General features: G+C 40.4%; 23 protein-coding genes. 16 read left to right on the forward strand and 7 right to left on the reverse strand.

The genetic code is table 11. The features are described 5' to 3' along the window. Positions 1-83: 83 nt before the first annotated feature. The 6 genes from BS333_RS20675 to BS333_RS20700 all read right to left on the reverse strand — a co-directional run bounded on the left by BS333_RS20675 (position 84) and on the right by BS333_RS20700 (position 8294). Positions 84-1571, reverse strand: a complete 1488-nt coding sequence (locus BS333_RS20675; RefSeq protein WP_033004138.1) for an MDR family MFS transporter — start codon at positions 1569-1571, stop codon at positions 84-86. Beyond that, positions 1568-2593 (reverse strand): HlyD family secretion protein, encoded by a 1026-nt coding sequence (locus BS333_RS20680; protein WP_021710692.1) that lies wholly within the window; start codon positions 2591-2593, stop codon positions 1568-1570. The genes BS333_RS20675 and BS333_RS20680 overlap by 4 nt, the downstream gene beginning before the upstream one ends. Before the next feature lie 342 nt (positions 2594-2935). Then, the gene (locus tag BS333_RS20685; RefSeq protein WP_021710691.1) at positions 2936-3640 is read right to left on the reverse strand and encodes an MbnP family protein; all 705 of its coding nucleotides are present in this window, start codon (positions 3638-3640) and stop codon (positions 2936-2938) included. Then, positions 3637-4764, reverse strand: coding sequence for a cytochrome-c peroxidase (locus BS333_RS20690; RefSeq protein WP_081638537.1), 1128 nt, complete (start codon positions 4762-4764; stop codon positions 3637-3639). Before BS333_RS20690 ends, BS333_RS20685 begins: the two co-directional genes overlap by 4 nt. 253 nt (positions 4765-5017) lie before the next feature. Next, positions 5018-6352: a YncE family protein gene (locus BS333_RS20695; protein ID WP_021710689.1), complete on the reverse strand. Its 1335-nt coding sequence runs from the start codon at positions 6350-6352 to the stop codon at positions 5018-5020. 130 nt (positions 6353-6482) lie between these two features. Beyond that, positions 6483-8294, reverse strand: coding sequence for a trans-sulfuration enzyme family protein (locus tag BS333_RS20700; RefSeq protein ID WP_021710688.1), 1812 nt, complete (start codon positions 8292-8294; stop codon positions 6483-6485). Positions 8295-8428: 134 nt separating this feature from the next. On the opposite strand from BS333_RS20700, the gene BS333_RS20705 reads away from it, so the two are divergent. After that, positions 8429-8884 (forward strand): Lrp/AsnC family transcriptional regulator, encoded by a 456-nt coding sequence (locus tag BS333_RS20705; protein WP_021710687.1) that lies wholly within the window; start codon positions 8429-8431, stop codon positions 8882-8884. Positions 8885-8887: 3 nt separating this feature from the next. Here BS333_RS20705 and BS333_RS20710 read toward each other — a convergent pair whose 3' ends face one another. Beyond that, the gene (locus tag BS333_RS20710) at positions 8888-10066 is read right to left on the reverse strand and encodes a lytic polysaccharide monooxygenase (RefSeq protein WP_021710686.1); all 1179 of its coding nucleotides are present in this window, start codon (positions 10064-10066) and stop codon (positions 8888-8890) included. 354 nt (positions 10067-10420) lie between these two features. Between BS333_RS20710 and BS333_RS20715 the strand changes: the two genes are divergently transcribed. The 15 genes from BS333_RS20715 to BS333_RS22405 all read left to right on the forward strand — a co-directional run bounded on the left by BS333_RS20715 (position 10421) and on the right by BS333_RS22405 (position 24885). Beyond that, entirely contained in the window at positions 10421-10876 is a 456-nt protein-coding gene (locus BS333_RS20715) for a type III secretion system chaperone family protein (RefSeq protein ID WP_021710685.1), read from the forward strand. A 121-nt stretch (positions 10877-10997) separates the two neighbouring features. After that, positions 10998-12572 (forward strand): protein-tyrosine phosphatase family protein, encoded by a 1575-nt coding sequence (locus BS333_RS20720; RefSeq protein WP_021710684.1) that lies wholly within the window; start codon positions 10998-11000, stop codon positions 12570-12572. Positions 12573-12894: 322 nt separating this feature from the next. After that, the gene (locus tag BS333_RS20725) at positions 12895-17271 is read left to right on the forward strand and encodes a LysM peptidoglycan-binding domain-containing protein (RefSeq protein WP_021710683.1); all 4377 of its coding nucleotides are present in this window, start codon (positions 12895-12897) and stop codon (positions 17269-17271) included. After that, positions 17264-17986 carry a hypothetical protein gene (locus BS333_RS20730; RefSeq protein WP_021710682.1) on the forward strand — a complete coding sequence of 241 codons (723 nt, stop codon included), beginning with the start codon at positions 17264-17266 and terminating at the stop codon, positions 17984-17986. Before BS333_RS20725 ends, BS333_RS20730 begins: the two co-directional genes overlap by 8 nt. 62 nt (positions 17987-18048) lie before the next feature. Beyond that, entirely contained in the window at positions 18049-18771 is a 723-nt protein-coding gene (locus BS333_RS20735; protein WP_021710681.1) for a hypothetical protein, read from the forward strand. Positions 18772-18833: 62 nt separating this feature from the next. After that, the gene (locus BS333_RS20740) at positions 18834-19550 is read left to right on the forward strand and encodes a hypothetical protein (RefSeq protein ID WP_021710680.1); all 717 of its coding nucleotides are present in this window, start codon (positions 18834-18836) and stop codon (positions 19548-19550) included. Positions 19551-19609: 59 nt separating this feature from the next. Next, positions 19610-20332 carry a hypothetical protein gene (locus BS333_RS20745; RefSeq protein ID WP_021710679.1) on the forward strand — a complete coding sequence of 241 codons (723 nt, stop codon included), beginning with the start codon at positions 19610-19612 and terminating at the stop codon, positions 20330-20332. Between the two features lie 83 nt (positions 20333-20415). Then, entirely contained in the window at positions 20416-21138 is a 723-nt protein-coding gene (locus tag BS333_RS20750; protein ID WP_021710678.1) for a hypothetical protein, read from the forward strand. Between the two features lie 59 nt (positions 21139-21197). Further along, positions 21198-21917: a hypothetical protein gene (locus tag BS333_RS20755; RefSeq protein ID WP_021710677.1), complete on the forward strand. Its 720-nt coding sequence runs from the start codon at positions 21198-21200 to the stop codon at positions 21915-21917. Positions 21918-21965: 48 nt separating this feature from the next. Next, positions 21966-22688, forward strand: coding sequence for a hypothetical protein (locus BS333_RS20760; protein WP_021710676.1), 723 nt, complete (start codon positions 21966-21968; stop codon positions 22686-22688). A 58-nt stretch (positions 22689-22746) separates the two neighbouring features. Next, positions 22747-23469 carry a hypothetical protein gene (locus tag BS333_RS20765; RefSeq protein ID WP_021710675.1) on the forward strand — a complete coding sequence of 241 codons (723 nt, stop codon included), beginning with the start codon at positions 22747-22749 and terminating at the stop codon, positions 23467-23469. Positions 23470-23658: 189 nt separating this feature from the next. After that, entirely contained in the window at positions 23659-24060 is a 402-nt protein-coding gene (locus tag BS333_RS20770) for a hypothetical protein (RefSeq protein WP_033004133.1), read from the forward strand. 12 nt (positions 24061-24072) lie between these two features. Further along, positions 24073-24288: a DUF4177 domain-containing protein gene (locus BS333_RS20775; RefSeq protein ID WP_021710673.1), complete on the forward strand. Its 216-nt coding sequence runs from the start codon at positions 24073-24075 to the stop codon at positions 24286-24288. 16 nt (positions 24289-24304) lie between these two features. Next, on the forward strand, positions 24305-24505 hold the full coding sequence (yidD, locus tag BS333_RS20780; protein WP_173391663.1) for a membrane protein insertion efficiency factor YidD: 201 nt from the start codon (positions 24305-24307) through the stop codon (positions 24503-24505). Further along, positions 24505-24885, forward strand: a complete 381-nt coding sequence (locus tag BS333_RS22405) for a TM2 domain-containing protein (protein ID WP_021710672.1) — start codon at positions 24505-24507, stop codon at positions 24883-24885. Before yidD ends, BS333_RS22405 begins: the two co-directional genes overlap by 1 nt. The last annotated feature ends 34 nt before the right edge of the window (positions 24886-24919 follow it).

A 24919-nucleotide genomic window follows, 5' to 3' on the forward strand; every position in this document is an offset into this window, starting at 1 on the left:
TTCCGGTCGTTAACTTCGTTGAGTATAGGCAATAAAAGTGAAAAAAATAAAAAATTTCCACCTTAATCGCTATCAGAGTCACCTTACTTAGAACGAATCAAAAATAACATTGGCATCATGATGACAAACATTACCCCAACCAATTGAAATGTATGAACAAACGCCACCATTTGTGACTGCTGGTGCAGCATTGTTTGATATTGCTCTAAAGCGAGAGGATCCATGATATTGAGGCCTTTCGCCTCAGCCCACTCATGCAACACAGGGTTATAAGGATTAATCCCTTCACTGAGCGCATGCCATTGTTGCTGGCCTTCGCGGTATTGGTATGTCGTGGCAATAGAGATACCAAAAGAGCTCCCAATGGTACGAAATAAGTTAAAAATACTCGCACCCGCAACAGACTGTTCTTTAGGCAACGTAAGATACGCAAGCGCAGATAGACTAGAAAATGTTAAACCTAATCCCATTCCTTGAATCATACTTGGCATCACGATCCAGAACGTATCAATCTCAAGCGAATATAAGGTCATCAGATAGCTACCAATGCCGATGCAGGTTAGACCAAAAACAATTTTTAACCTGGGATCAAACTGCGGATTAAGTTTGATCACCAATATTAACATCAGAGCCGAAGCAATCCCTCTTGGCGCCATGAGCATGCCAGTCGTTGAAACCGGGTAATCCAATAAATTTTCCAACATCATAGGCTGTTGCGTCGTCAAGCCAAACATAGCCATTGAAACAACCGCTATCATCAGCGACGAGGACAACAGGTTCCTATCTTTAAGTAACCAAAGTGGAGCAATTGGGCTTTGTGTTTTCCAACTGCGGTACAGCCACATAATGAGTCCCATGATGGCAAGGAACAAGGCCGTCTGTATAACGCGAGAGCTAAACCAATCTTCGTCATTGCCTTTATCGAGCATAAACTGCAAAGCCCCAACCCCCATCGCCATATAACCAATTATCCACCAGTCAAAATCCGGTTTCGATTTATTGCAGATATGGATATAACGATAAATAAGTGCTAAACACACCAATCCAAATGGTAAGTTGATATAAAATATCCAGCGCCAATCGACGTTCTCAGTGATCACACCTCCAACCACGGGTCCGAAGATTGGGCCAAGGAGAATACCGATGGAAAAAATCGCCATTGCTTTACCTTTTTGCTCAGAAGGGTATATCTGAACCAGCATCGATTGGGATAAAGGAATGACCGAAGCACCAAAGGCACCTTGAATAATTCGAAAGAACACCATTTCTTCCAATGTTGTTGCCTGACCGCACAAAGCACTGGAGATAATGAAACCAAGTACTGCCACCAGCATGACTTGACGTTCACCAAAGCGAGATACCCAAAAACTCGTCATGGGAATAAAAATCGCTTCTGCCATGCTGTAGCCAGTCAACACCCAAGTAATTTGGTCGGCATTGGCACCAAGCGCTCCCATCATGTGTGAGAGCGATACATTGGCAACGGTCATATCGATCAATACCATGATCGCAGACAGCATCAGTGCAACGGTGGCTATCCCGCGTTTGTCAGCCGACATAGGCAAGCTCATTGACTGTGGCTTTGCAAATCAATGGTAACTTCTGAGCTTGCACCAACTCTGAGTTGTGGCGAGCCTTGTGGAACTTCTAAGGTTAAACGCACCGGAAACCTTTGTTTAATTTTAACCCAGTTGCCAGTGGCATTTTCAGGCGGCATCAAAGAGAAAGCAGTACCACTGGCTGGTGAAAGTGCATCCACAGACGCTTTCCATTCAATATCAGGGTACATATCAATCACCACTTTTGCTTCCATGCCCGGTTTAATATGCGTCAAAGCCGTCTCTTTAAAATTGGCACGAATCCAATAGCTGTCTTTAATGATGATTGGGAAGAGCGTCTGCCCAATATTTACGACCGAACCCAATTGTGTTTTCACTTCACCACTGATGCCATCAACAGGTGAGGTAATATCGGTATAGCTCAAATTTAATTTCGCTTGAGCCAGCTGAGCCGAAGCTTGCTGCACAATAGCCGCTTCCGTCCCAGTTTGCCCACGATTCGCCACAGCCTTTTCTACTGCGGCTCGAGCTTGATCCAAACTGGCTTGAGCGTTAGATAATTTATTCTTCGCAATATCAAGATTTTGAGTAGAAACAAGCTTGCGTTTAAATAATTCGGCAACGCGTTTGTGCTCTAACTGCGCTTCCGTTAGATTCGCTCGCGCTGCATCCAAATTCGCCAATGCTTCAGTGACTTGCTTATCCGCAACATCATGCTGTTGAACTGCCAACTGGTAAGCGGCTTCAGCTTGCTTTACTGCTAACAGATAAGGACTAGGATCAACCTTAAACAGCAAATCGCCTTTATTGATAGGCTGGAAGTCCTGAACTTCTACCGCAGAAATTTGACCACGAATTTGTGGAGCCACAGAAAGAATATTCGCCCGTACATACGCATCTTCGGTACTTGGGTGTGCATCTGAGTATTGCCATGACCAATACATTAACCCAAAGATGACGGCACAAATGACAAGAAAAATAACTTTAGTCAGTTTGGAGGTTGAAGACTCTGTTTTTGCAATATCATCACTCATTTATATCGTCCAAGTGTTCAATGAATTAGGGCAGTGTAAAAGGTTCATACCATTGAACAAGACAATGATTTGCAAGCTTAACTTTCATTTTTACGCTGTGTGACCTTATTGACTCTCATTGTACATCCACCTCTGTAAATACTGAGTTGTACAGGTAAGAGCATTCGTCGTTTCAACGCCTTGTAAGATATGATTTTCAACACTTTACACTTCGATGTGATAAAGAGTATAGAAGGTAAAATGAGTCATACTGTCATAAAAAGGAAAACCTATTTCAAATATTCCAACTTTTCTTGTCGCTCACTAAATCACCTCAGGTATTGTATCAACTCCAAAAAGAGACTACTCAAAAGCCAGCATATTTTGGTAATTGTCTGAAATCAGTCGACTGTCTTTGCGATCAAACTTGATGGTTGGAACTTGCGACATATCGATGGTGGAGGTTCCCTGAAATAGTTTCATAATATCAACAGTGGCATGGAGTTCTTCACCATGGTCAGGGAAAGGAAACATTAAGGATTTGTAGTTTTCATCAAATCCAATGTGGTAAACCAGCGGAGTGCTTTTTTCACCACGGTGAAGTGTCCCTTCAAAGAGGACAAATTTATAACCAACATCCCAACTCCATGCCATTCGGCTATTGGGATTTACGTCACCACTGACGGTGATCGTTCCATTCGCTTCTGCATCAACACCAATCGATAAACCGATCGCTTCATATGGCAAATTGGGGACATCATCGATAACAATGGTGTACTGGTTTTTTTCATTATCAAATCGTACTAAATGATAGCTGTCTGGTTCTAAGTAATGACCTTCTTCACTGAATAACTTGATATTACTGATATAAAATTGAAAGGAACGAATGCTAAACAGACCGTCGCCACCAGGATTTGGGTAGATAGCACGATTGAATACAAGAGGTTGCTGATCCACAGTCGGTGTAATGACCAGTGTTAAAGAAACAGGCGCTGAGCTCTGATACAAAGTAAATAAACCGACAACCACAAAAAACAACACGACTGGAAATAGTGATTTTTTCTTCAAGGTTGTACCTCCCCTATGAAAGGATTAGACAATTTTGGATCAGTAATAAAAGACTCATCCGTGAGTGTGTGTAAAAAAGCAATAATGGCTTGTTTCTCTTTTTCACTTAAATTGAGGCTGGGTTGATAATCCAACGTCTGCTGCTGGTTATCAGCTTCAACAATCAAAGGGCTCAATGTGGAACTTACCTTGATCCCTTGGTTATAGTGATCCAAGACCTCCTCCAAAGACTGAAAACGACCATCATGCATATAGGGGGCTGTTAGTGCGATGTTGCGCAAAGTAGGCACTTTAAATAACCCTTTATGTTCCGCTTTACCTGTGACTGCCATAAGTCCCGGTAAAAGATCTTGTTCCTCATCCAAGCCATTATTTGAAAAGCCATCATATTGGGTATCAAAGCCACCGGTTAGAAATTGACTGTGACAATCAATACAATTGCCTCCTCGTAAACTCGCTTTGACATCTGGATGGGCCATAAACAATTTTCGACCTAGCTCTTCTTGATCACTTAATATGACTGTGCCTGCCAAGAATTGATCATATTTAGAATTAGCTGAAACTAACGTCCTTTGAAAAGCAGACAATGCTTTTGCGATATTCTGCTGATTGATTTCACCGTATGCTTGAGAAAACAGTTGCCGATACTCCTCAATACGTTTTAATTCCGTCATCAGTTCGTCCAAATCTCGATTCATTTCATCTGGATTCGTGATGGGTAATAACGCTTGTTGCTCCAATGATGGCGAACGACCATCCCAAAAAAAGTGCTGCGGCCCCCACATCAAATTCGCTAATGTTGGGGTATTAAATGGTAACGGCATGCCAGAGGCCCCAAGAGAGCGCACCATACCATCAGTGAAGGCTCGACTTTGCTGATGACAATGCGCACATGAGATCTGATTGCTGCCCGACAAAATGGGATCATAAAACAGCCTGCGCCCTAATTTGACTCCCTCATTGGTTAATGGGTTATCTTTTGGGACGGTAAAGTGACCAAACACAAATGGAGCGGAAAAGTCGTTCAATACCGTCACTTTCGGGGATGTGGGATAGCGATTGAGCACAACCAACAAGAGCACTAAAACCAGCATCAACACCAGTAACGTAAGTCGTATTTTCATTTTGATTATCGAAGTGAGGCAGTTAAAAATAGACCACGGCTTTCTCACTATTGAATGTTAATCACTTCGCATCTGATTAACGGATACAACAGCTAATGTCTTCAATAATTAATGTATCCTGTAACTAACGGATTCAACAGTGAGAAAATGATGCTATCTATCTAACGTATTGGTTAAAAAATGGGTTCACTACTAGACAAGATGTAGCGTAATCCACCCATTTAGATGAAACAGGACAACTCTCGCTGCCTATTTAATGATGATGAACAAAACCAGAACCAAACAATGCTTCAATATTTTCAACACCTTTGCCATAGCTTTGCTTAAAATCTATCGTCTTCAAGCGTTCACTGCTCTCTAAATCATGGACCGTCACCGTATGTGCATTAAGCTTGGCAATAAAGTCGATATCCGTTGGGTCGTTATCCTCTTTATTCCCTAGATTAAGTAAGTTATTTTGCACTGCAATCAGATCTTTTCCAGAGCTGTCGGTAAAGAAAATCATATGGTGAGCACCTGCTTCGGCTTCGATATCGGGACCCGATGACACCAGCTCAGGTAAACGGTCTAAATGATAGCGCTTCACCACTCCTGGAATGCCATGACTAATAAACAACTCATCTTCAGTGCCATAGAACTCTAAGGGAACACCTGAGCCTTGTTTTGCTCCATCGTACAACTTTAACGGCTCACTAAACAGCTTGTGATCTTCGTAGTATGGAATAAACCAAGTTTCAAATCCCAACATAGTATTGACCAAAACGCCAGGCTGGACTCCTTCCACAATGCTTGGTCGAAGGAACAAAACTTCGACAGGCGATGATGGCAACCCGATAGGCGAACTGTCTTCTACTACAATGGTTTCCAAGGGCTTAAATGTATTGAGATCAATCACCGTTATGCTGTTGCCAACTCCCGTTCTAAGATCTGGGTGTGCTGTAGACGAAATAACCATTCGGTCTTGATACGCAGAAATACCATGCGGATACATAATGAAAGGTTCGCCTTCCGCCACTTGGCTCTTCCGACTGTCGATCACCTTGATCACTTCGTTGGTTTGAGCATCGAACACCACCACAGATCCGCCATCTTCTTGATCGAGGCCGCCACCGCCCATAAACGTCACAAACATATATTCTTGATCGCCGACCTTGTGCCACATCATGTCCTCACCCACAACTTGGCCCTGCGTATCGAGGCACTGGTGGCTTTGGATTTCAGGAGAACCACGTGTATTTCTGGTCAGTTTTATTTCCGCCAAACTGCACTTAGGATCTAACCCTGTCGCATATAATCGACCCGTTGGACTGTAATAGAGATGATGCAGCGGCTCATCCAATTCAGGAAACTCATAGTCTTGAAATATCTCGCCAAACCGCGTTGAATTAGGATCAAGCTCAACAATCGCCATACTATGGACAGTATCCTTGGTTGGTAACCCTCTCAACAAGACAAGCGCTTGGCTTTCTTCATTAATTTCTTCGTCATACTGTGAATCTTTTGAGCAAGAGAATAGAAAAAAAGTGACACACAGAACTGCGAAAAGATTAGCGATTCGCTTAGCCATCATCGTATTGTTATTAAGCACGTTTACACTCCTTCACTTAAATTAGGCAGCTTTAACCTTTAAAATGGCACATAGGGAGTCATCCCATCACCCACGGCCAATGGCTAACAAGGCCAGCGTTAACCTTTTTCGTTAACGGCTGGCCTCAACACTACTTCATCAGCTGCTCAAACGAGGGCGTGCTCATTAAGAACTTATGATGAACCTCAAGGTAAGTACTGCGGTACATCTCATCAATTTGCTCAGGAGTCGGGAAAAGTGAAGAAAATTCAGGGTGCTCGCTATCAATCGATAATTTAGCTGCGCTGATAATATGTGCAAGGAACACTCTCGGGTCTTCCAAACCAACAGCAATTCTCATAGTCGTTGGCTTAATACCTGCCTCAAGTTGCGCTTCTTTTGGCAATTCTGAATGAGTGGTCATGGCAGGGCATAAAGCAACCGTGTTGGTCTGACCTAAACTGACTTGCATTCCGATAGCAGGCTCCAACATATCGAAGAACTGTTTGTAAACGACCGGATTAATCGCTTCTCGCTCACCACACCCTTCCATATCAATAGTAAATAGCGATGCGGGTAGCGCTAAGTGCATATTGGTTTTCAAGATCGGATAGTTCGGATTAGTCTCTAGCCCTGGGCAAGACACATTAATATCTGGGTGTGCGTCAAACACACGCGCTAAAGTTAAGGTATTGACGGCTTTGCTTACGACACGAAGCTCAAATGTTTTCATGCCATTTAAGACTTCAAAAGCTTTGTCCGCATCCAAGAACGCACCTTTCACATAATATACATTCCAGAACAGCGTCTCATCCCAGTTTCTCTCTCGCGATTGACCATTAGGCAAAGTGTATGTAACACGATCACCTTTAGGGATAAACATCTCTTCATTACGTCCAATCACGACCCCAGCGGTTGTGGTGCCAGATCCTGCTAAATCTTTGGTATAAGAGTGAATCACAAAGTCTGGCCGTTCAATCTCCTCTGCACGTTTCAATACTGGATGTAAGAAAGGCGTCCCGACGGTCGTATCGACCATAACCAGCCAGTTTCTCTTGTGCGCTTCTCTTGAAATGCCAGCAACGTCAAGCACATATCCATGAGGGTTACATGGGCTTTCAAGGTAGATATAGATTTGTTTGCCAGAAGCAATACGATCGTGATACTTCTCCGCAACTTTATCCATCGCCAGTGAAAAATCATCAGCTTCATAGCCATCGACCCACTCAATCGCGACATCAAGATTAGAAGACTTGCGATACCAGTCTTGCAGTAACTGGTAAGAGCCTCCATAAATATTACGTGATGCAATGACAATATCTTCACGTCCAAGCAAGTGGCTCAACAGCCCATCAATGGCCGCCATGCCGGAGTTAAAGTTCCATGCTAGATATTGATTAGCGTTTTCACCGGCTTCAATATCAACCATATGATTCGCTAAGCTGATCGAGGTTGGATTCAGTAGACGTGAGTAAATTTCATGTAATGGCTCACGGCCTTTAAAGGCATCTTCCACCCACTCTGTACAAGCAAATAAATAGGTTGCAGTCCGAGTGATCACTGGGCTGGCAGAAAAGATCGCAGCCACATTGTCGAAGATCGGGTAAGCACCTTTAGCAGCAAAATGACCATTATTCGTTGCGATCGATTGATACGTTGCTCGCATCGGATTTTGTAGATTATCTAATATTTTAGCCAACTGAAAAGAAAGGAAGCGTTTCGCATTAAACCAAGCAATACGATCACTTTTATCCAAGCCTTCTAAGCCTTTCAGGGTCATGCTCCAAAGGTCATGGGTTTTGCTATTTGCTGTATAGAGTGTCGTCGCTAGCTCAACAAGTGTGCGTCCGTAATCCGTTTCAGGATCGATACCAAAATGCAGTGCTTGTTCATTGGCGAGTGACATCGCATCGTCATTTTGAGTTGAATTTCTCAGTGGACTCAACTGTTTAGTGATACTCATCGTACTTCCTTACGTGACATTGTTAACAGAGTGTTAATTCTACCAGCTTATCTGAAGTGGATGATTGCCTTTTATGCTAAATTGATCCGTCAGTTTGGCAGGATATTTCAATATCAACGAAATATAGGCAAGATATGGATAATATAGATAAAAAAATCATCAAAGAATTGCTCAAAGAGGGTCGCCTTTCTAACCAAGATCTCGCAGAAAGAGTCTCGTTATCTCCCTCACCTTGCCTCAGACGAGTCAGAGCGCTAGAAAAAAAAGGCATCATTCAGGGGTATCATGCCCACGTCGATCAAGAAAAGTGCGGCTTACCACTCAACGTCTTTGTGTTCGTAAAGCTAGAAAAACCAACTCAAGAAAACATCCAACAATTCGAACAAAGAGTACAAACCATGGAAGGGGTCAGCGAGTGTTTTCTTACAACAGGTGTGTACGACTATGTACTGCGTCTGGTGAGCCCATCTTTACAAGACTATGAAACTTTCATTCGTAAAGAGTTAACCTGTTTACCCAGTATTCAATCCATTGAATCCAGTTTTGCTTTTGGGCAAGTCAAAAAACAGTTTGACCTGCCCATTCGTTAGTCGTTAACGCCAAACACCCCATTGACCCGTGGTGCCCGGCTCTTCGCCACGAGTCCACCATTGCGCAGTCCACTCTCGGCCTTGGTGCGTTACGACATCACCTTCGTCGTAAACGGTCTCTTTATTCCACAGATTATCCGGTACGACAGGTGGCGGCGTATCCGCTTTAATCAGAGACAAAGCAAAGCTGTAATTGACGTCTGGAGCAAACACCTTATTCGCATAAATATTCTTTGTATCAAACATATAATGCTGCATCGCTTCATGCCAGATACCAATATACCAATCGCCCGTTTGCTGTGAATTAAATTGGTCAGCGAGTTCAGCAGGCCAAGTCGTCGTATTATTGGCGCTGATCGATAAAGAGAGATCGACAATTTCAGTACCAGAATGATCAAAAGTACGTAAGCGCACGCTATCATTGACTTCTATTGGTCCAAATCCCTGCGACACGAAATAATCCAGCGCAGTCAAATTATTCGCCGGATCGTTTGGATTACCCGGATCCGTAGGTGGGTTAGTTCCAGTATCAGTAAGGGTAATGTCGCTGCAGTTATAGAAGCCCTCTCCTGCAACATCAATGCGTTGCCAACGCGTATAGAGGATCGCATCACCAGAGCGGTCTGCAGGGAAAGTGACCTTCATTCGATAACGTTTTTCCGCATCGACAAAAACATTACCCGCAGTATCAATTAACTCTAAATCATCCCAATTCAATGGCTTTGAAGCATCATATGTGGGCTTAGAAAGGTAAAACTCCCAATAAGATGGGTTGTGAGGAGCATGGCCGAAAAAGACCAATTCAATTTGATTATTCTCGTCTAAGTTCACGTTAGTACGTTGCCAATTCGGCGATGGAATATTCAGCCCTTTTTTGGCCGAATCACCGGCAGAGCATAACTCACCATCCCGAACAACAGCTTTCACGTGCTCCATATCTCGATAATTGGCGACGTTCGCTGCCACTTCACTGCGCTGTACAAACGGATAAGCGCCTGATTGATCAAAAGCGGCCTGACAAGCTTGATTGGGAATTTCATCGGTCCAAAATCCGCCGTCTAAATAACACGTATTTTGACGCGCACTAGGAAACTCAACCCAACCATGGGCACTAACATTAAACGTACTTAAAGCCGCAATTGCGCTTACAGTTACAAGTGGAAACGTGACATACGATTTCATGATTCATCCTTAATTAGCCAACGCGATGCCGATTAAAACAAGCACCAAACATCTGAAAATTAGCAAGATGAAATCCCTCAAGTCGCGAAAATAAATGTTAAAAGTATTAATTTACAGCAGACTTCTTAGTTTAAATGTCATATTCCCAGAGCAGTAGCATGGTTTTACAGTGCACTTCAAAGAAACGAAGTCGTTTTGAGATCACATGGGTATAACGATAGTTTTTGATAAAAGTACGGCTTTTAATATAAGAAAAAATACTTGATAAATTTAAAATACCCCACGTAACCTCAAAGTATTTGAGTGGATAAAGTTAACAATTACGCATTAAAAATAGATGATTAAAGGAATATTATGAGCCACGAGAAAATAAAATCATTAGTGATCCAACTCCCAAATTTAATGGATGTTGAATATATAGACCAAGCTCGCAGTAATGATATATGGAGTATTGTTAACAACTCTGACAATGAGATAACCATTCAATATCTTCAACAAAAAAATGAGATTCTCGTGTCTATCAATAACGATGTCCAGTTTGACGCTCTTAGTCTGGATAATTGTCAACTTTTATTGCAATTTAATTTTATCTACAAAGACACAGGTGGCGCACATTTCTCGATAAGTCCAGAGGACAATAGCGTTCATTTACAACTGGGCTTCACTGCAGATTTGAGTTTAGTTGAACTGGTTAAGATAATAGATAGTTTAACTGATTTAAAATATAACTGGTCAAGATTGCTTGTAGAAAACAACGAGCCTTTAAATAAAGAAGAGACCAAGCTTCCAGGCTCTATCATTCTTTGTTAATACGACGCCCAATAAAGTTGCTTCGGGATAATTAAATTTCAAAATACTAATCACACTCTATACCCAAGTGACTTCAAGGTACCTAGGTGTAGACAAAATATAAGCAGTAGGATAAGAAAACATGACAGCCATTAATACCAATTCATTATCAAGCTTAATAAAAGGATTTGATAATGCTGATGATTCTAAAGAAATTCGAGCTAAAAGTGATAAGAACATTTATGTTAAAAATAAAAGCGCTCGAATTTTCAAAAGTGAGACATCACGAATGAGACACCAGAGTAATGCTAGAAATTTGGTGTTAAACTCATTAATTAATTCCGGGGTAAAAAAATCGGATGCCGAAAACATCATTAATAACAACGCAATAGATAATAAAAAGATTACGGTTGGCGATGTAAAGAAAATAATCAAAGAGGCTCAATTAAAGATAGTAAAGAATAGTCCTCACTTTCTTTCTGAAAAACCAAGTAACAGTTTTGCAGCCGCAGTTCCAAAATTTTGGCCAAGTGCTTCAGAGCCAGGTAAATTCGGCATGCTAGTCCTTAACAGAGACACAGGTAGCCCACAGCTCACTATCGTCACTTCGGACGAAATGCTCAAGCACGCGTCCAATATTATTGAGCAACAAGCGAAAAATGAATCCATTAAAAATACTATACTGGCAGAAGTTGCTAATCATTCTTCCTCAAAGTTTAATAGTAAATTTGAAGAGTTTGAAAATAGAATGGAGACAATTAATAAGCATTTAACAACAGATTTTAAAGAAGAGGCTCATCTAAACCACTTAAAAGGAAGAGATCGTTTCAGAGACATCTTATCGAATAAATCCACTAATATTGATCCTTTGCTAAACGCCAACCAGATAACTGTTGCAGGAAAAAAAGTAGGTATAGCGACACAATTCCCTTTAAAGAAATCCATTGGAATTCAATTACGAGAAATGCTTGAGCGTAAATCCCCTGCTTTAGGCGTATTGACCAACACTAAAGAAATGAACAATTCTGCACTATCAGAGAAAAGTCTAGATTGGTACTTCCGAGACAACATTAGTGTCGATGGCATCAAATCTGAGTCGATAAAAAATGGAGTCGTTCGCCTAGGGGAGATGGTAAATAAAAAAGGGGAATTAGTTTCTATTGATGCTCAACTTTATAAAATGACCATTACGGATACAACAACCAAAAAGTCACATACCGTTGATGTTATGCATGTCATTAATTGGCCTGATCAAACGGCAGTCAGCGTTGAGATCATGGATAAAATGGGTGGCCTTATGAATAGCTTCGCAGAAAAATCCGGTTTAGACTCAGAAAACTCATTTGTGCATTGCCGAGCAGGTGTGGGGAGAACACTACAACTTATGGCTGGTATGCTTACTGGACTTGGAGGCACTCTTCCAGCCCATGTAAGCGCCGAAGAAATGCTGGCTGATTTCCGTTTTTCTCGTAATGGCGTTATGGGCCAAACTTCAGATCAAAGAAGAATGCTTGTCGACTCTTTTGAACAGAAAGGACGTCCTATACTCAGAGAAGATCCTGTGAAAGAGCTTGACGAAGATATATACGAAGAACTAGATATATACCAAGAACTAGATATATACGAAGAACTAGATATATACGAAGAACTAGATATATATGAGACTAACGATGGTTATGATGAAAAAAATAACTCTAATCATAACATCTATGTTTGATAACAAATTCAAAGAGAGTACTGTGCTAACTTAAGGTACATTCTCTCCTAATTTAGACGACAATGACAAAAATGGGGACGGCCATATCGCTGTCCCTTTTTCATCCCCTATTCGTTCACTCAAGCGGATTAAAACCCATTCTATTCCAATATAATCAGCAAACGATTTGATGAATTATTCAACGCAAAACCATTTCATAAAATAATGCATTCACACTGGAAGTTTAGATAAAAACGCTATCAATTACGGCATCTTAGCTAAAGATAAAACACCTTAAAATGCGTAAAATAGCATCATATTTATCTTTAATTTCGAGAATGTAATGGATTTCCGTAAACATAGACCCAAAACCTCAGCTGCCTACCAATGTGTTAGAGATGAAAAACCTATCGAAAAAGTCGAAAAAGTCTTTCAAGAAGCCAAAAAAGAACCCGCGTTCGCTTATGGCATCGAGTTCGCTTGCGATCATTCATTATTTAAACAACATGTTTGGACGTCTCTTGCGGTCAAGCTGGCAAAAACGGGCGCCGAAGATCAAATTTCGATGTGGAATAGCGTAGCAGCTGGCAAGCACACTCACTACATCGCTAAAGTAGCCGAGCAAGAAGAAAAGACCCTAAACATTGGCTGGAACAACCAATCCGCCACTCCTTTTGACCTGGATCCAGTGACTCCACAAGCAAAAGACAACCTCAACATCACTGAAGCCTTTATACCCGTTCGTCCTGCTATTCAGATGGGGACCATTTTAGGCTTGCCTACAGAGGGATATTTATATCATTTTTTAGACGGGAAACTGCTCACTGAATATCGTTGTAAAGGTGAAAAAAACCATCGCTTCGTTGTGACACGTAGCCAAGAAGGAGCGATGAACCCAGAGCCAATCGATGAACAAACTTTTGAATTTATCCTAGCCTTGTGGAAGCGTGGCGAGCAAGTGGTCACCGATCAATATTTATTCTACAGTCTTGAACCACTCGATGATGATGCCATCAAAGGAGTGGATGAAGGCTTTTTAAATGAGCACGGTATCAAACTGGATATGGACAAGTTGCTGCCGCTTACTGAAGGCCCGGGTGTGCGTAAATGTCACATCATAGAAAAGGGCGATACCTTGATTGGCGTGGCGAAAAAACACGGCCTAACTTTAGAAGAACTCATTGACCTTAACCCGCACTGGAAAGGCAATGAGCGTGCACTTGAAATCAATGCACGCCTCTACCTTGAGGAGGTCAGTGATTACAATCACGGAGATGACGTAGGCTACCCTTCAACGTCTGCCTTGATTGGTAAAGGGCTCTTTTCCATTGGTAGGGAATGCACAAAAAGACCTTTTCCAGTGGTACGTATTACCACGTCTCCAATGGCCACCTACAGTGCATTAGCCCCTGTTCGATATGCCATTGACATTATCGATAAAGAAAAATCAAACCCAGATCAATCCGTCGGTTGTAACCCTCCTAAAGAAGACACGTTGTTTCCCGGTGGTATTTTCCGCTCGGAGCATACCCCCTATACTTTAAGACAACTCCGTAACGGTTGGGTATACATCGTCAGCCAAGATCTAGAAAGCAGCAAATGGTCAGTGGAAGAATACCAAGCCTTGAGCGGTGAGTTTTACCGTTTTATCGGAGAAACGGAGCAAGAACGCCTAGAAGCCGAAGCTGAAAAACCAAAATCCCACTTGCTCTACCTTTCTGATCGACCGTGCTTTATCGGTTTTGCCAGCCAACGTTGGACACAGTTAGTTCAAGATCTGTATACAGGAGAAAGTGAAGAATCCGATACTGCTCGCACAGACTGGTTACGCGATGTTAATGGCAAAGAACACCTCAGTGACATCAATACGATTGAAGATAATACTGCTGATGTCGGTGAAGAAGACATCGATATCTTCGAAGAAACTTGCGCAGCGCCATCAATATCTAAAGATTTAAAGAGTCATCTCTTATCTCCCCTAAAACTGCGTAACCAAGCCGATTACCAGTATCAAGTACCCACCTTAACGCAGCATAATATGATCGCCTTAGACGATCCCATTGGCGATATGGTCGATTTATACATGCGATTATCACGTTATGTGGCACCCACGGTCAAAGATAAGCAGACACAGCGAAAGTTAAATATCGCCAGTACTGTCCGTTCTCTTGTTCGTGTTCCTTTAGATTCAAAAATAACCGCGGACCTATCGATAGAAGAGCAGATCCAATTAGAGTCAGACGTTGATTATGTCTTGGGTACGATGAATCATCTGGAGGCATCCCAGAAGCTACTTGATGGTGCCCATGGAAGAAAAGACGCCTTTATACTTGCCCAATCCTCCAAGGGAAGTGCAGAGAATAAGCTCAAAAACCCAGAAATCCTTAACAGGCTAAGTAATAAAGGACTTTCATTAAAAGATGTCGAGGCTCTTTTACCTGATTATCAAAAAAGGCTGAGAGCGCATGGTAATATAGACTGGCTTGCTATGGACGAGTTTTACGCAAAGCATTCTAAATTGCAAAATGAATGTATTGCCGGAATCCAACATCACGCCCCTATTCTATTAGATGCATTTTACACTCTCGGTAACGATCCACGACGATTTGGCTATGATATCAGTAGCCCGGTCCATCTGACGACTTTACACGAACTGATGGACTCTATATTAAATGATGTTTATCTGAGTGAAGAGCTAAGCGAGTCAGTTAAAGATAAAGTCGATGAACTAAGTTCGAACTGTTATAACCTCATTGGCCTCACACCTTACTTTTATAACGTTTCTTTATATGCAAGTGTCAACGATTTAAGTAATAAACCTGACTTCAGAAAACAAGTCGGAGAGGTATACGATAACGGAAGGCTGCCTTTTTCTGCCTTTATTGCGGCTTTTGATGATATTATAGGATTTGATTCTAATAGTAAGCTCTTCCAATATACTAAAAGTGCTCTTGTCCCAATAGAAAACACCCTAAACAAAATCAAGGGGGCCTTAACTTCTGCAGGCGATCAGATGCTTACATCTATGTCAAGCGTCACTTTTAGAGTTGCGAGTCGTAATATGGGCTCTAAAATCCCCGCTGTCAGAGAGAGCTCTACAGCTGCGATACTATTTATTCAAAATAACATTTATGACCTTGATATAAAACAGAACAAGTATTTTCGCGCGCACCACAGGGAGCTAAAAGCCAAAATTGATGAAATCAATAAACTTAAAAAAGCATTAAAAGGTCTCAAAAAAGGCTCAAAAGCTTACAATGTAAAGTCAAACCTGCTCAAAAATACAGAGAAAAATTTAAGAGGGATGGAGCTAAATATTACAGATAAAGACAAACCTCCCATGGACGGTTTCTTACAAGCTAGGAACAAAATTTCTAACAAGCTTAACACCCTAGGCAGATGGGATACCGTAGTTTCAGTCCTTAACCTTGTCAATACCCTAAATCAGGTAGAAGCGCTTCAATATATGCATGGCAACGCCTCTGAAGCAGATATCGCAGACCAACAGTTAACCGTGGCTTACAGCGCAGCTTGGTTTATCAATGCTGTAGCAGGAACGGCAAGAAGTATGATGTTAAGTAAAGTTTTAGGTAAGAATGACTTACTCGAAAATTCATTAAGAGCATTAGCGAATAAGTCATCTAGCTTACAACTCGCCAAAAGCTACATTACTGCTTCTTTGCTAGCGGGAACTGCCGGGATCATTGCTATTGGTTTGGAAGGCTGGCAAACCTATCTGCAACACGCTAATTCAACTGACTCTACAGAACGAATTCTTTTAAAAGCAAAAGGAATAGGCCTTGCAGCTCAAGGAGTCGGCTGGGCTGGATTACTTATACAGGTTTTCAGAACTCGCTTTTTGGGATTAGCAGTGGGCAGTGTATTAAACGGCTGGATACTGGCGTTTAACTTTTGGGGAGCTCTGCTCTATTTAGCAGCAACTGTCTTTTTGATATTAACAAAAAAGCTCCCTCTTGAAGCTTGGCTTGCTGATTGTGTTTGGGGAATAGACCCAGATACATCATTAACTCCACAACAAGAGTTTAAAAACCTGATTGCAATTTTACACGCACCTAAAATTGAAAATATGAGCTTATACCAAACGTCTGAAGGTGTTTATCATCATATATTAATTACCATCCCAAACTCCCAGCCAGGCGAAAAGATTTGGCTAGGCTTATCTCAAGGGTTTTCTTCCAGGAAAGGCGATTGGCTTACCAAGCAAAAACTGGAAGGTGGCTTGAGCGGCACTTTAGTTGAGAAATTACAGCAAAAAATTAAGCAAAAAATACAGGCTCAACACAATGAGATAAAGTCGCTTAAAAACGCAGATGAAATAGAAAGTATGCAACAAGAACTCACTGCTCTACAAAAGAGGAGCCAAGAAATTGTTGGCGGTGAAAAAGGATTGACATTCGAAGAATGGTCACAAGAAGATGGCAGTATTGTTATAAGACTAACGCCACCAAAACCATTACGCATATTTTCAGAAACGAGGTATCGAGAGCATATTGAACATTTGGAGCAGCTTAATATTTATATTAAGCGTGAAGATACCGATCCCTACGATGACGCCAAAAATAACAAATTGTATAATACTTACATCCAACGTATTATCGCGAATGCGAACCAACAAGAAGCACGAGTAATGGCACAAGAAGAAGCGAGTAAACTACCCGATATTCAATTTATAGAACTGCAGGTCCCAAACAATGAATAAAAATATTCCCACTCTTCCAGAAATAACTGAAGAATACAAACAACAGCAGCATCAAGCGGTATTAGATGCCGAAGTCATTTATGAGTTTGAACTACTAAAAGAGCCCAAAGTCGAGATCATCCTCATCATTTTTTTCTCGATAGTTTCTCTTTTTACTTTTTGGTTTGTCTATCTTGATGTCGAGTTTTTGTGGGCAGTAGTTATTTTAAACTTGATGGTTTGGGGAACATACCTCTCTTCCGGTAATCCGCAAATCGAACAAAAAGTCACGCTAACGAAAAAAGGCTTAATACTTAGTGAGTTAGAGCTAATACCCGAAGGGTTTTATACCGCGCTACGTAGTACTGGTTTTATCGCCGCTGCACTTTGCGTCATCGCTGTTATTTTTTTCGGTCCTATGATGCTAGTCGGCGCTGGGGCTGGAGCATTAATGGGCTTTCAAATGACTGGGGCTCAAAGGAAAGCTAGAGTTTGGATCACGCCATTTAATGAAAACGCTAATTATATAGGTTGCGTGTATAGTAAAGAAGGTTTCAAGAATCGATTTCAATCCTGTAATTACAGACTGTACGATGAAAACGATGAAGTGCCCGAAGAGCAATATGATTTCTTCTATTTTAGATATTCAGCTTCTCATGATGACCATAAGAGAATGAATGAAGAGATTAGTAAGCTCATAAATATCACAAAAGTGGATGATAAAACTCACTTGTAATCGCTTCATGTTAACAGCCTTAGGCCATATCTGGCCTAAGGCTGGTATTCACTCAAAATAATATGAATAAAAATATTTCAAAACTGCCGGAACTCACCGAAGAATACAAACAACAGCAGCATCAAGCCGTATTAGATGCCGAAATCATTTATGAATTTGAACTGCTTAAAGAGCCTAAAATAGATATTGTAAATATCATTTTTCTATTAGCTGTTTCTCTCTTCACTTTTTGGTTTGTCTATCTTGATATCGAGTTTTTTTGGATAGTGGTGCTTTTGAACATGATTATTTGGGGAACATACATACCCTCCGGCAATCCGAAAGTCGAACAAAAAGTCATGCTAACGAAAAAGGGCATTGTACTCAGTGAATTAGAACTGATACCTGAAGGGTTCTATGTTGCATTGCGCAGTACTGGTTATATTGTCGCTGTATTCTGCATTATCACGGTCTTCTTTTTAGGTCCTATGATGTTAGTGGGAGCTGGGGCTGGAGCATTGATGAGTTTTCAAATGGCAGGAGCTAAAAAGAAACCCAGAGTCTGGATCTCGCCATTCAGAGAAAGCGCCGACTACATATATCAAATTTACACTAATGATAATTTAAAAAATAAATCTTTTGCTTACATGTATAAACTTCGAGACGAGGAAGGTGATATACCGATGGAACAACGAAATTTCTACTCTATTAGATATTCTGCAACCGAAGAAGAGCATGAAAAAATAAGCGTAGAGATTAAAAAAATTATCAACATTGCAAAGGTGTATGATAGAACTGACTTGTAATAAGCTTATTTTACCAGCCTTAGGCCATATCTGGCCTAAGGCTGGCATTCACTCAAAATAATATGAATAAAAACATGCGAAAACTACCAAAAATGACAGAGGAATTCCAGCAGCAAGCAGTTCTAGATGCCGAAGTCATTTATGAATTTGAGCAATTGCTCGAACCTAAGTACCCCTTTATTGATGTCATTCCATTTATTATTGTTATTTTAGCTGCGACATGGTGGAGCTTTTATGAGCCTGAGGTTGCTTGGGTCTTCATACCAGTATTTCTGATCACTTGGTTAACCTACAGGGCATCAGGCAACCCAAATATAGAACAAAAGGTGACCATAACCAAAAAAGGCATTATCGTCAGTGAATTGGAGTTAATACCTGAGGGCTACTTCACTATCCTACGCGCCACCGGCTATATTGTTGCTTTAATTTGCATCGTCTCAATATTCTATTTTGGGCCTATGATGTTGGTTGGCGCTGGGGCTGGAGCATTAATGAGTTTTCAAGTCACCGGAGCGCAGAATGAACCCGAAATTATAACAACACCATTTAACAATAATTTAGATTACATGCTCTGTATCACAAAAGGACGAAACTTCAAAAATGGTATATTAAACTTTACACACTCATTTAAATATGAAGAAGGTAACAACTACCCTGAAGATGTTCATAATTTCTTCTCTTTTTATTACTCTGCAACGTTACAACAACAAGTCAAAATGAGGGAGTTAATTAACAGAGAAATTAATATAACTTTTGAGGAAGATGTGACTCATATATAACACCCATTACCAGCCTTAGATCATATCCGTCCTAAGGCTGGTATTCACTAAAAAATAATATGAATAAAAATATTTCAAAACTGCCGGAACTCACCGAGGAGTACAAACAACAGCAGCGGCAAGCAGTTCTAGATGCCGAAGTCATCTATGAATTTGAGCAATTGCTTGAACGTAAATACCCCTTTATTGATGTCATTCCATTTGTTATTGTCATTTTAGCTGCGACATGGTGGAGCTTTTATGAGCCTGACGTTGCTTGGGTCTGCATGCCAGCATTTCTGATCACTTGGTTAACCTACAAGGCATCAGGCAACCCAAATATAGAACAAAAGGTGACCATAACCAAAAAAGGCATTATCGTCAGTGAATTGGAGTTAATACCTGAGGGCTACTTCACTATCCTACGCGCTACCGGCTATATTGTTGCTTTAATTTGCATCGTCTCAGTATTCTATTTTGGGCCTATGATCTTGATTGGCGCTGGGGCTGGAGCATTAATGAGTTTTCAATTCACCGGAGCGCAGAACGAACCAGATGTAATAGTTACACCATTCACTAGAAATTCAGACTACGATCTGACTATGTTTACTGACAATAGATTTAAAAATGGTTTATTAAGATACGACTACTCGCTTAATGATGAAAAAAGAGCTTTGCTGTCAGAGCAGCGTAATTTCTTCTTTTTTGGCTATACTGCTCCCCCAGAAGAACAAGAAAAAATGAGTGAAGAAATAAATAAAATCCTCAATGTTGTATCAATTGATGATCTAACACATTTATAACACTTTTATGTTGTCAACATGTAACATATGTATTCCAGCCTTAGGCCATATCTGGCCTAAGGCTGGCATTTACCCCAAATAATATGAATAAAAATATTCCCAATCTTCCAGAAATAACTGAAGAATACAAACAACAGCAGCATCAAGCCGTATTAGATGCCGAAGTCATTTATGAGTTTGAGCTAATTAAAGAGCGTAAGTTTCCGTATATAGACGCAATCCCATTTGCTTTTCTATGCTTAGCGGGTATTTGGCTTATGTTTCAAGTACCAGAATCAGCCTGGATGGTGGCTACTAGTTTGCTTATTCTTTGGGTAACCTATAGAGCAGCGGGTAACCCTGATGTTCAACAAAAGATCACACTAACTAAAAAAGGCATTATTCAGAGTGAGTTAGATTTAATCCCTGAAGGATACTATAAGACCCTGCGCTGCACTGGCTATCTTGTTGCTGTACTCTGCATTATCGGAGTCTTTTTCCTTGGCCCTATGATGTTTGCTGGGGCTGGAGCTGGAGTATTGATGAGTTTTAAAGTGACTGGAGCTAAAGGACAAGCCAAAGTTTGGGTTACGCCGTTTCACCACAAAACAGATTATGTGCATAGTACCTACAATGAAGCAAGCTTCAAAAATGAATTTCAAAGCTACGACTATAGCCTACAAGATAAAAATGATGAGATTCCTTATGAGCAAACTAAATTTTTCTCTTTTCGGTACTCTGCTCCCGATGAAGCACATAAAAAAATAAACGCGGAGATTAACAAAATAATCAACATAACAAAATTTTATGATGAGACCGATTTGTAACATACGTTTACCAGCCTTAGGCCATATCTGGTCTAAGGCTGGCATTCACTCAAAATAATATGAATAAAAACATGCGAAAACTACCTAAAATTACAGAGGAATTCAAGCAACAGCAGCAGCAAGCAGTTCTAGATGCCGAAGTCATTTATGAATTTGAGCAATTACTCGAACGTAAGTACCCCTTTATTGATGTCATTCCCTTTGTTATTTTAATTTTAGCTGCGACATGGGGGAGTTTTTATGAGCCTTTCGTTGCTTGGGTCTCTATACCAACATTTCTGATCGTTTGGTTAACCTATAAGGCATCAGGCAACCCAAATATAGAACAAAAGGTGACCATAACCCAAAAAGGCATTATCGTCAGTGAATTGGAGTTAATACCTGAGGGCTACTTCACTATCCTACGCGCTACCGGCTATATTGTTGCTTTAATTTGCATCGTCTCAGTATTCTATTTTGGGCCTATGATCTTGATTGGCGCTGGGGCTGGAGCATTAATGAGTTTTCAATTCACCGGAGCGCAGAATGAACCTAAAGTTAGAGCAACACCATTTAACGACAATTTAGATTACGTGCTCAGTATCATAAATGGACGCAATTTCAAAAATGGCATATTAGGCTATACACATACATTTAGCAATCGAGATAACTACCCTCAAGATGTTCGTAATTTTTTCTCTTTTCATTACTCAGCAACATCACAACAACAAGCCAAAATGAGGGAATTAATTAGCAGAGAAATTAATATAATTTTTGAAGAAGATTTAACTCATATATAACACCCTTAGATCATATCCGTCCTAAGGCTGGCATTTACTCAAAATAATATGAATAAAAATATTCCCAAACTGCCGGAACTCACCGAAGAGTACAAACAACAGCAGCATCAAGCGGTATTAGATGCCGAAGTCATCTATGAATTTGAACTACTAAAAGAGCCTAAAGTCGAGATCAGCCTCATCATTTTTTTCTCGATAGTTTCTCTTTTTACTTTTTGGTTTGTCTATCTTGATGTCGAGTTTTTGTGGGCAGTAGTTATTTTAAACTTGATGGTTTGGGGAACGTACCTCTCTTCCGGTAATCCGCAAATCGAACAAAAAGTCACGATAACGAAAAAAGGCATAATACTGAGTGAGTTAGAGCTAATACCCGAAGGGTTTTATGTCGCCCTGCGCAGTACTGGTTTTATCGCCGCTGCACTTTGTGTAATCGCTGTTATTTTTTTGGGTCCTATGATGTTAGTCGGCGCTGGGGCTGGAGCATTAATGGGCTTTCAAATGACCGGAGCTCAAAGGAAAGCAAAGGTTAAGGTAAAGCCCTTTTGTGGAAGTATTGACTACACATTAACTTTTATAAAGGCTTCAGGCTTCAAAAATGGCTTGTTAGACTATATTTATAAGCCACGTGATGAAGATGATGAGTTACCTTGTGAACAGCGCAATTTCTACTCATTCTCCTTTTCTACCACACCAGAAGGACATAAAATAATAGCAAAAGAAATCAACAAGTTTCTCAATATTTCAAAAATTAACGATCACACTCACCTGTAGTATCCGTTACCAGCCTTAGATCATATCCGTCCTAAGGCTGGCATTCACTCAAAATAATATGAATAAAAATATTTCAAAACTGCCTGAACTCACCGAAGAATACAAACAACAGCAGCATCAAGCCGTATTAGATGCCGAAGTCATTTATGAATTTGAACTACTAAAAGAGCGTAAGTTTCCTTATATAGACGCAATCCCATTTGCTTTTCTATGCTTAGCGGGCATTTGGCTTATGTTTCAAGTACCAGAATCAGCCTGGATGGTGGCTACTAGTTTGCTTATCCTTTGGTTAACCTATAGAGCAGCGGGTAACCCTGATGTTCAACAAAAGATCACACTAACCAAAAAAGGCATTATTCAGAGTGAGTTAGATTTAATCCCTGAAGGATACTATAAGACCCTGCGCTGCACTGGCTATCTTGTTGCTGCACTCTGCATTATTGGAGTCTTTTTCCTTGGCCCAATTATGTTTGCTGGGGCTGGAGCTGGAGTATTAATGAGTTTTAAAATGACTGGTGCAAAAGGACAAGCCAAAGTTTGGGTTACGCCGTTTTACCACAAAACAGATTATGTGCTTAGTATCTACAATGAAGCAAGCTTCAAAAATGAATTTCAAGGCTACCACTATAGCCTACAAGATAAAAATGATGAAATTCCTTATGAGCAAACTAAATTTTTCTTTTTTCGGTACTCAGCTCCCGGTGAAGTGCATAAAAAAATAAACGAGGAGATTAATAAAATAATCAATATAACAAAAGTTTATGATAGTACCAATGTGTAACATACGTATACCAGTCTTAGGCCATACTTGGTTTAAGGTTGAGCTTACATAAAGAAAGACTTAAAGTCCTCGAAACCTCAAATCAAGTCCATGACTGTTATTTAGCCTATTAATTCAGTGAAATAGATAATTTTATTAGTGATATAATTGGCATTTAAAAACTCACTGCATGGAAAGATAAATCAAAGTATGAATATTGCACTTAGCTATGAATGCCCCAAATGTGAGCAAGATGCCCAAGTAGACGCAGCGCAAATGAATCAATTAATCAAAGAAGGTTCAATATCTTGTGTATCATGCAAACAAGACTTGTCTTTAGATGAGAATGGAACTGATGTGCTTAATAAACGACATAATGAGATCAAATCTATCCAGAATCATCAACTCCTTGTTAGCTCTTGCTTATTCGGAACCACATTACTGCATTTCTCTGGTTTTATACCGTTAGCTGGATTAATTATTGGTTATGCCATAGCGGCTTTTTTGTACATGTTCTCGTCACCTAAGCAGTTTGAAGATCTGGATCTCACCTTTCATGAGCCCGCAGTGAATTCTCTCTTTAAAAATCAAAGTATTGTATATAAAGATTAATTGGTAATTAAAATGATAAAATTTTCAGAATATAAAATTATTCACGTTGTAGAAGGTGGATGTGGCACCGTTTTACTTGGAGCCAGCGGACTGCCTATTCAAAAAATGGAAGCCGAGATCAACAAGTATGCACAAGACGGTTGGCAAGTCGTTTTTCAAGTCGTTGAACAAAAACGCTTTATGCTATTTTGGAAACGTGAAGCGGTGATCATTACTCTTGGTCGCTAAGTTCTTATCCTTAACGTTGATCCATCGCTACCAAGCGAGCGGTGGTTCAAAAAAGTTGTTCAATCTTGAGTGCAACTTTGAGCCGACTTGCTCTGAATACACAAGGCAATGTATCGTCAAGTACGGAGCCATCAAAGGTTGGAAACTTGGATTGGCCAGAATTAAACGCTGTAATCAACCTGACCTTGTTGAAAAAATTCATGATGAGGTACCCTAATGCCCTTATTCAAACAATTAGAACAAAAAGAGGAACTACTGAGAAAACAAGTAAACACTCTGCCTGAAAGCCAAAGAAAAGAGTTCTATCATCGCCAATCACAAAAGCTTAAAGATCCTGATACCTACGCAACATTAAATTGGTTCTTTTTAGGAGGTATCCACCATTGTTATCTCGGAAAGTATGCCATATTTTCATTCGAGCTAATATTGTTAGTGATAAGTTTAATAGGCCTTGCTCTTGAACATACCAGCGCGTATGTCATTCTCAGTTTGCTCACAATCTATGAATTGCCACAATTATTTTTCTCACAAAAAATTGTAAGGCTACACAATTACAAACTATCTTGTGAGATCTTTAATCACGTCCGAAAAGGCTAATTTATTTCTTATCAAAGAATTTCGTTAAACACGA

This window comes from Vibrio azureus (genome assembly GCF_002849855.1).
In the GTDB taxonomy this organism is placed as follows: domain Bacteria; phylum Pseudomonadota; class Gammaproteobacteria; order Enterobacterales; family Vibrionaceae; genus Vibrio; species Vibrio azureus.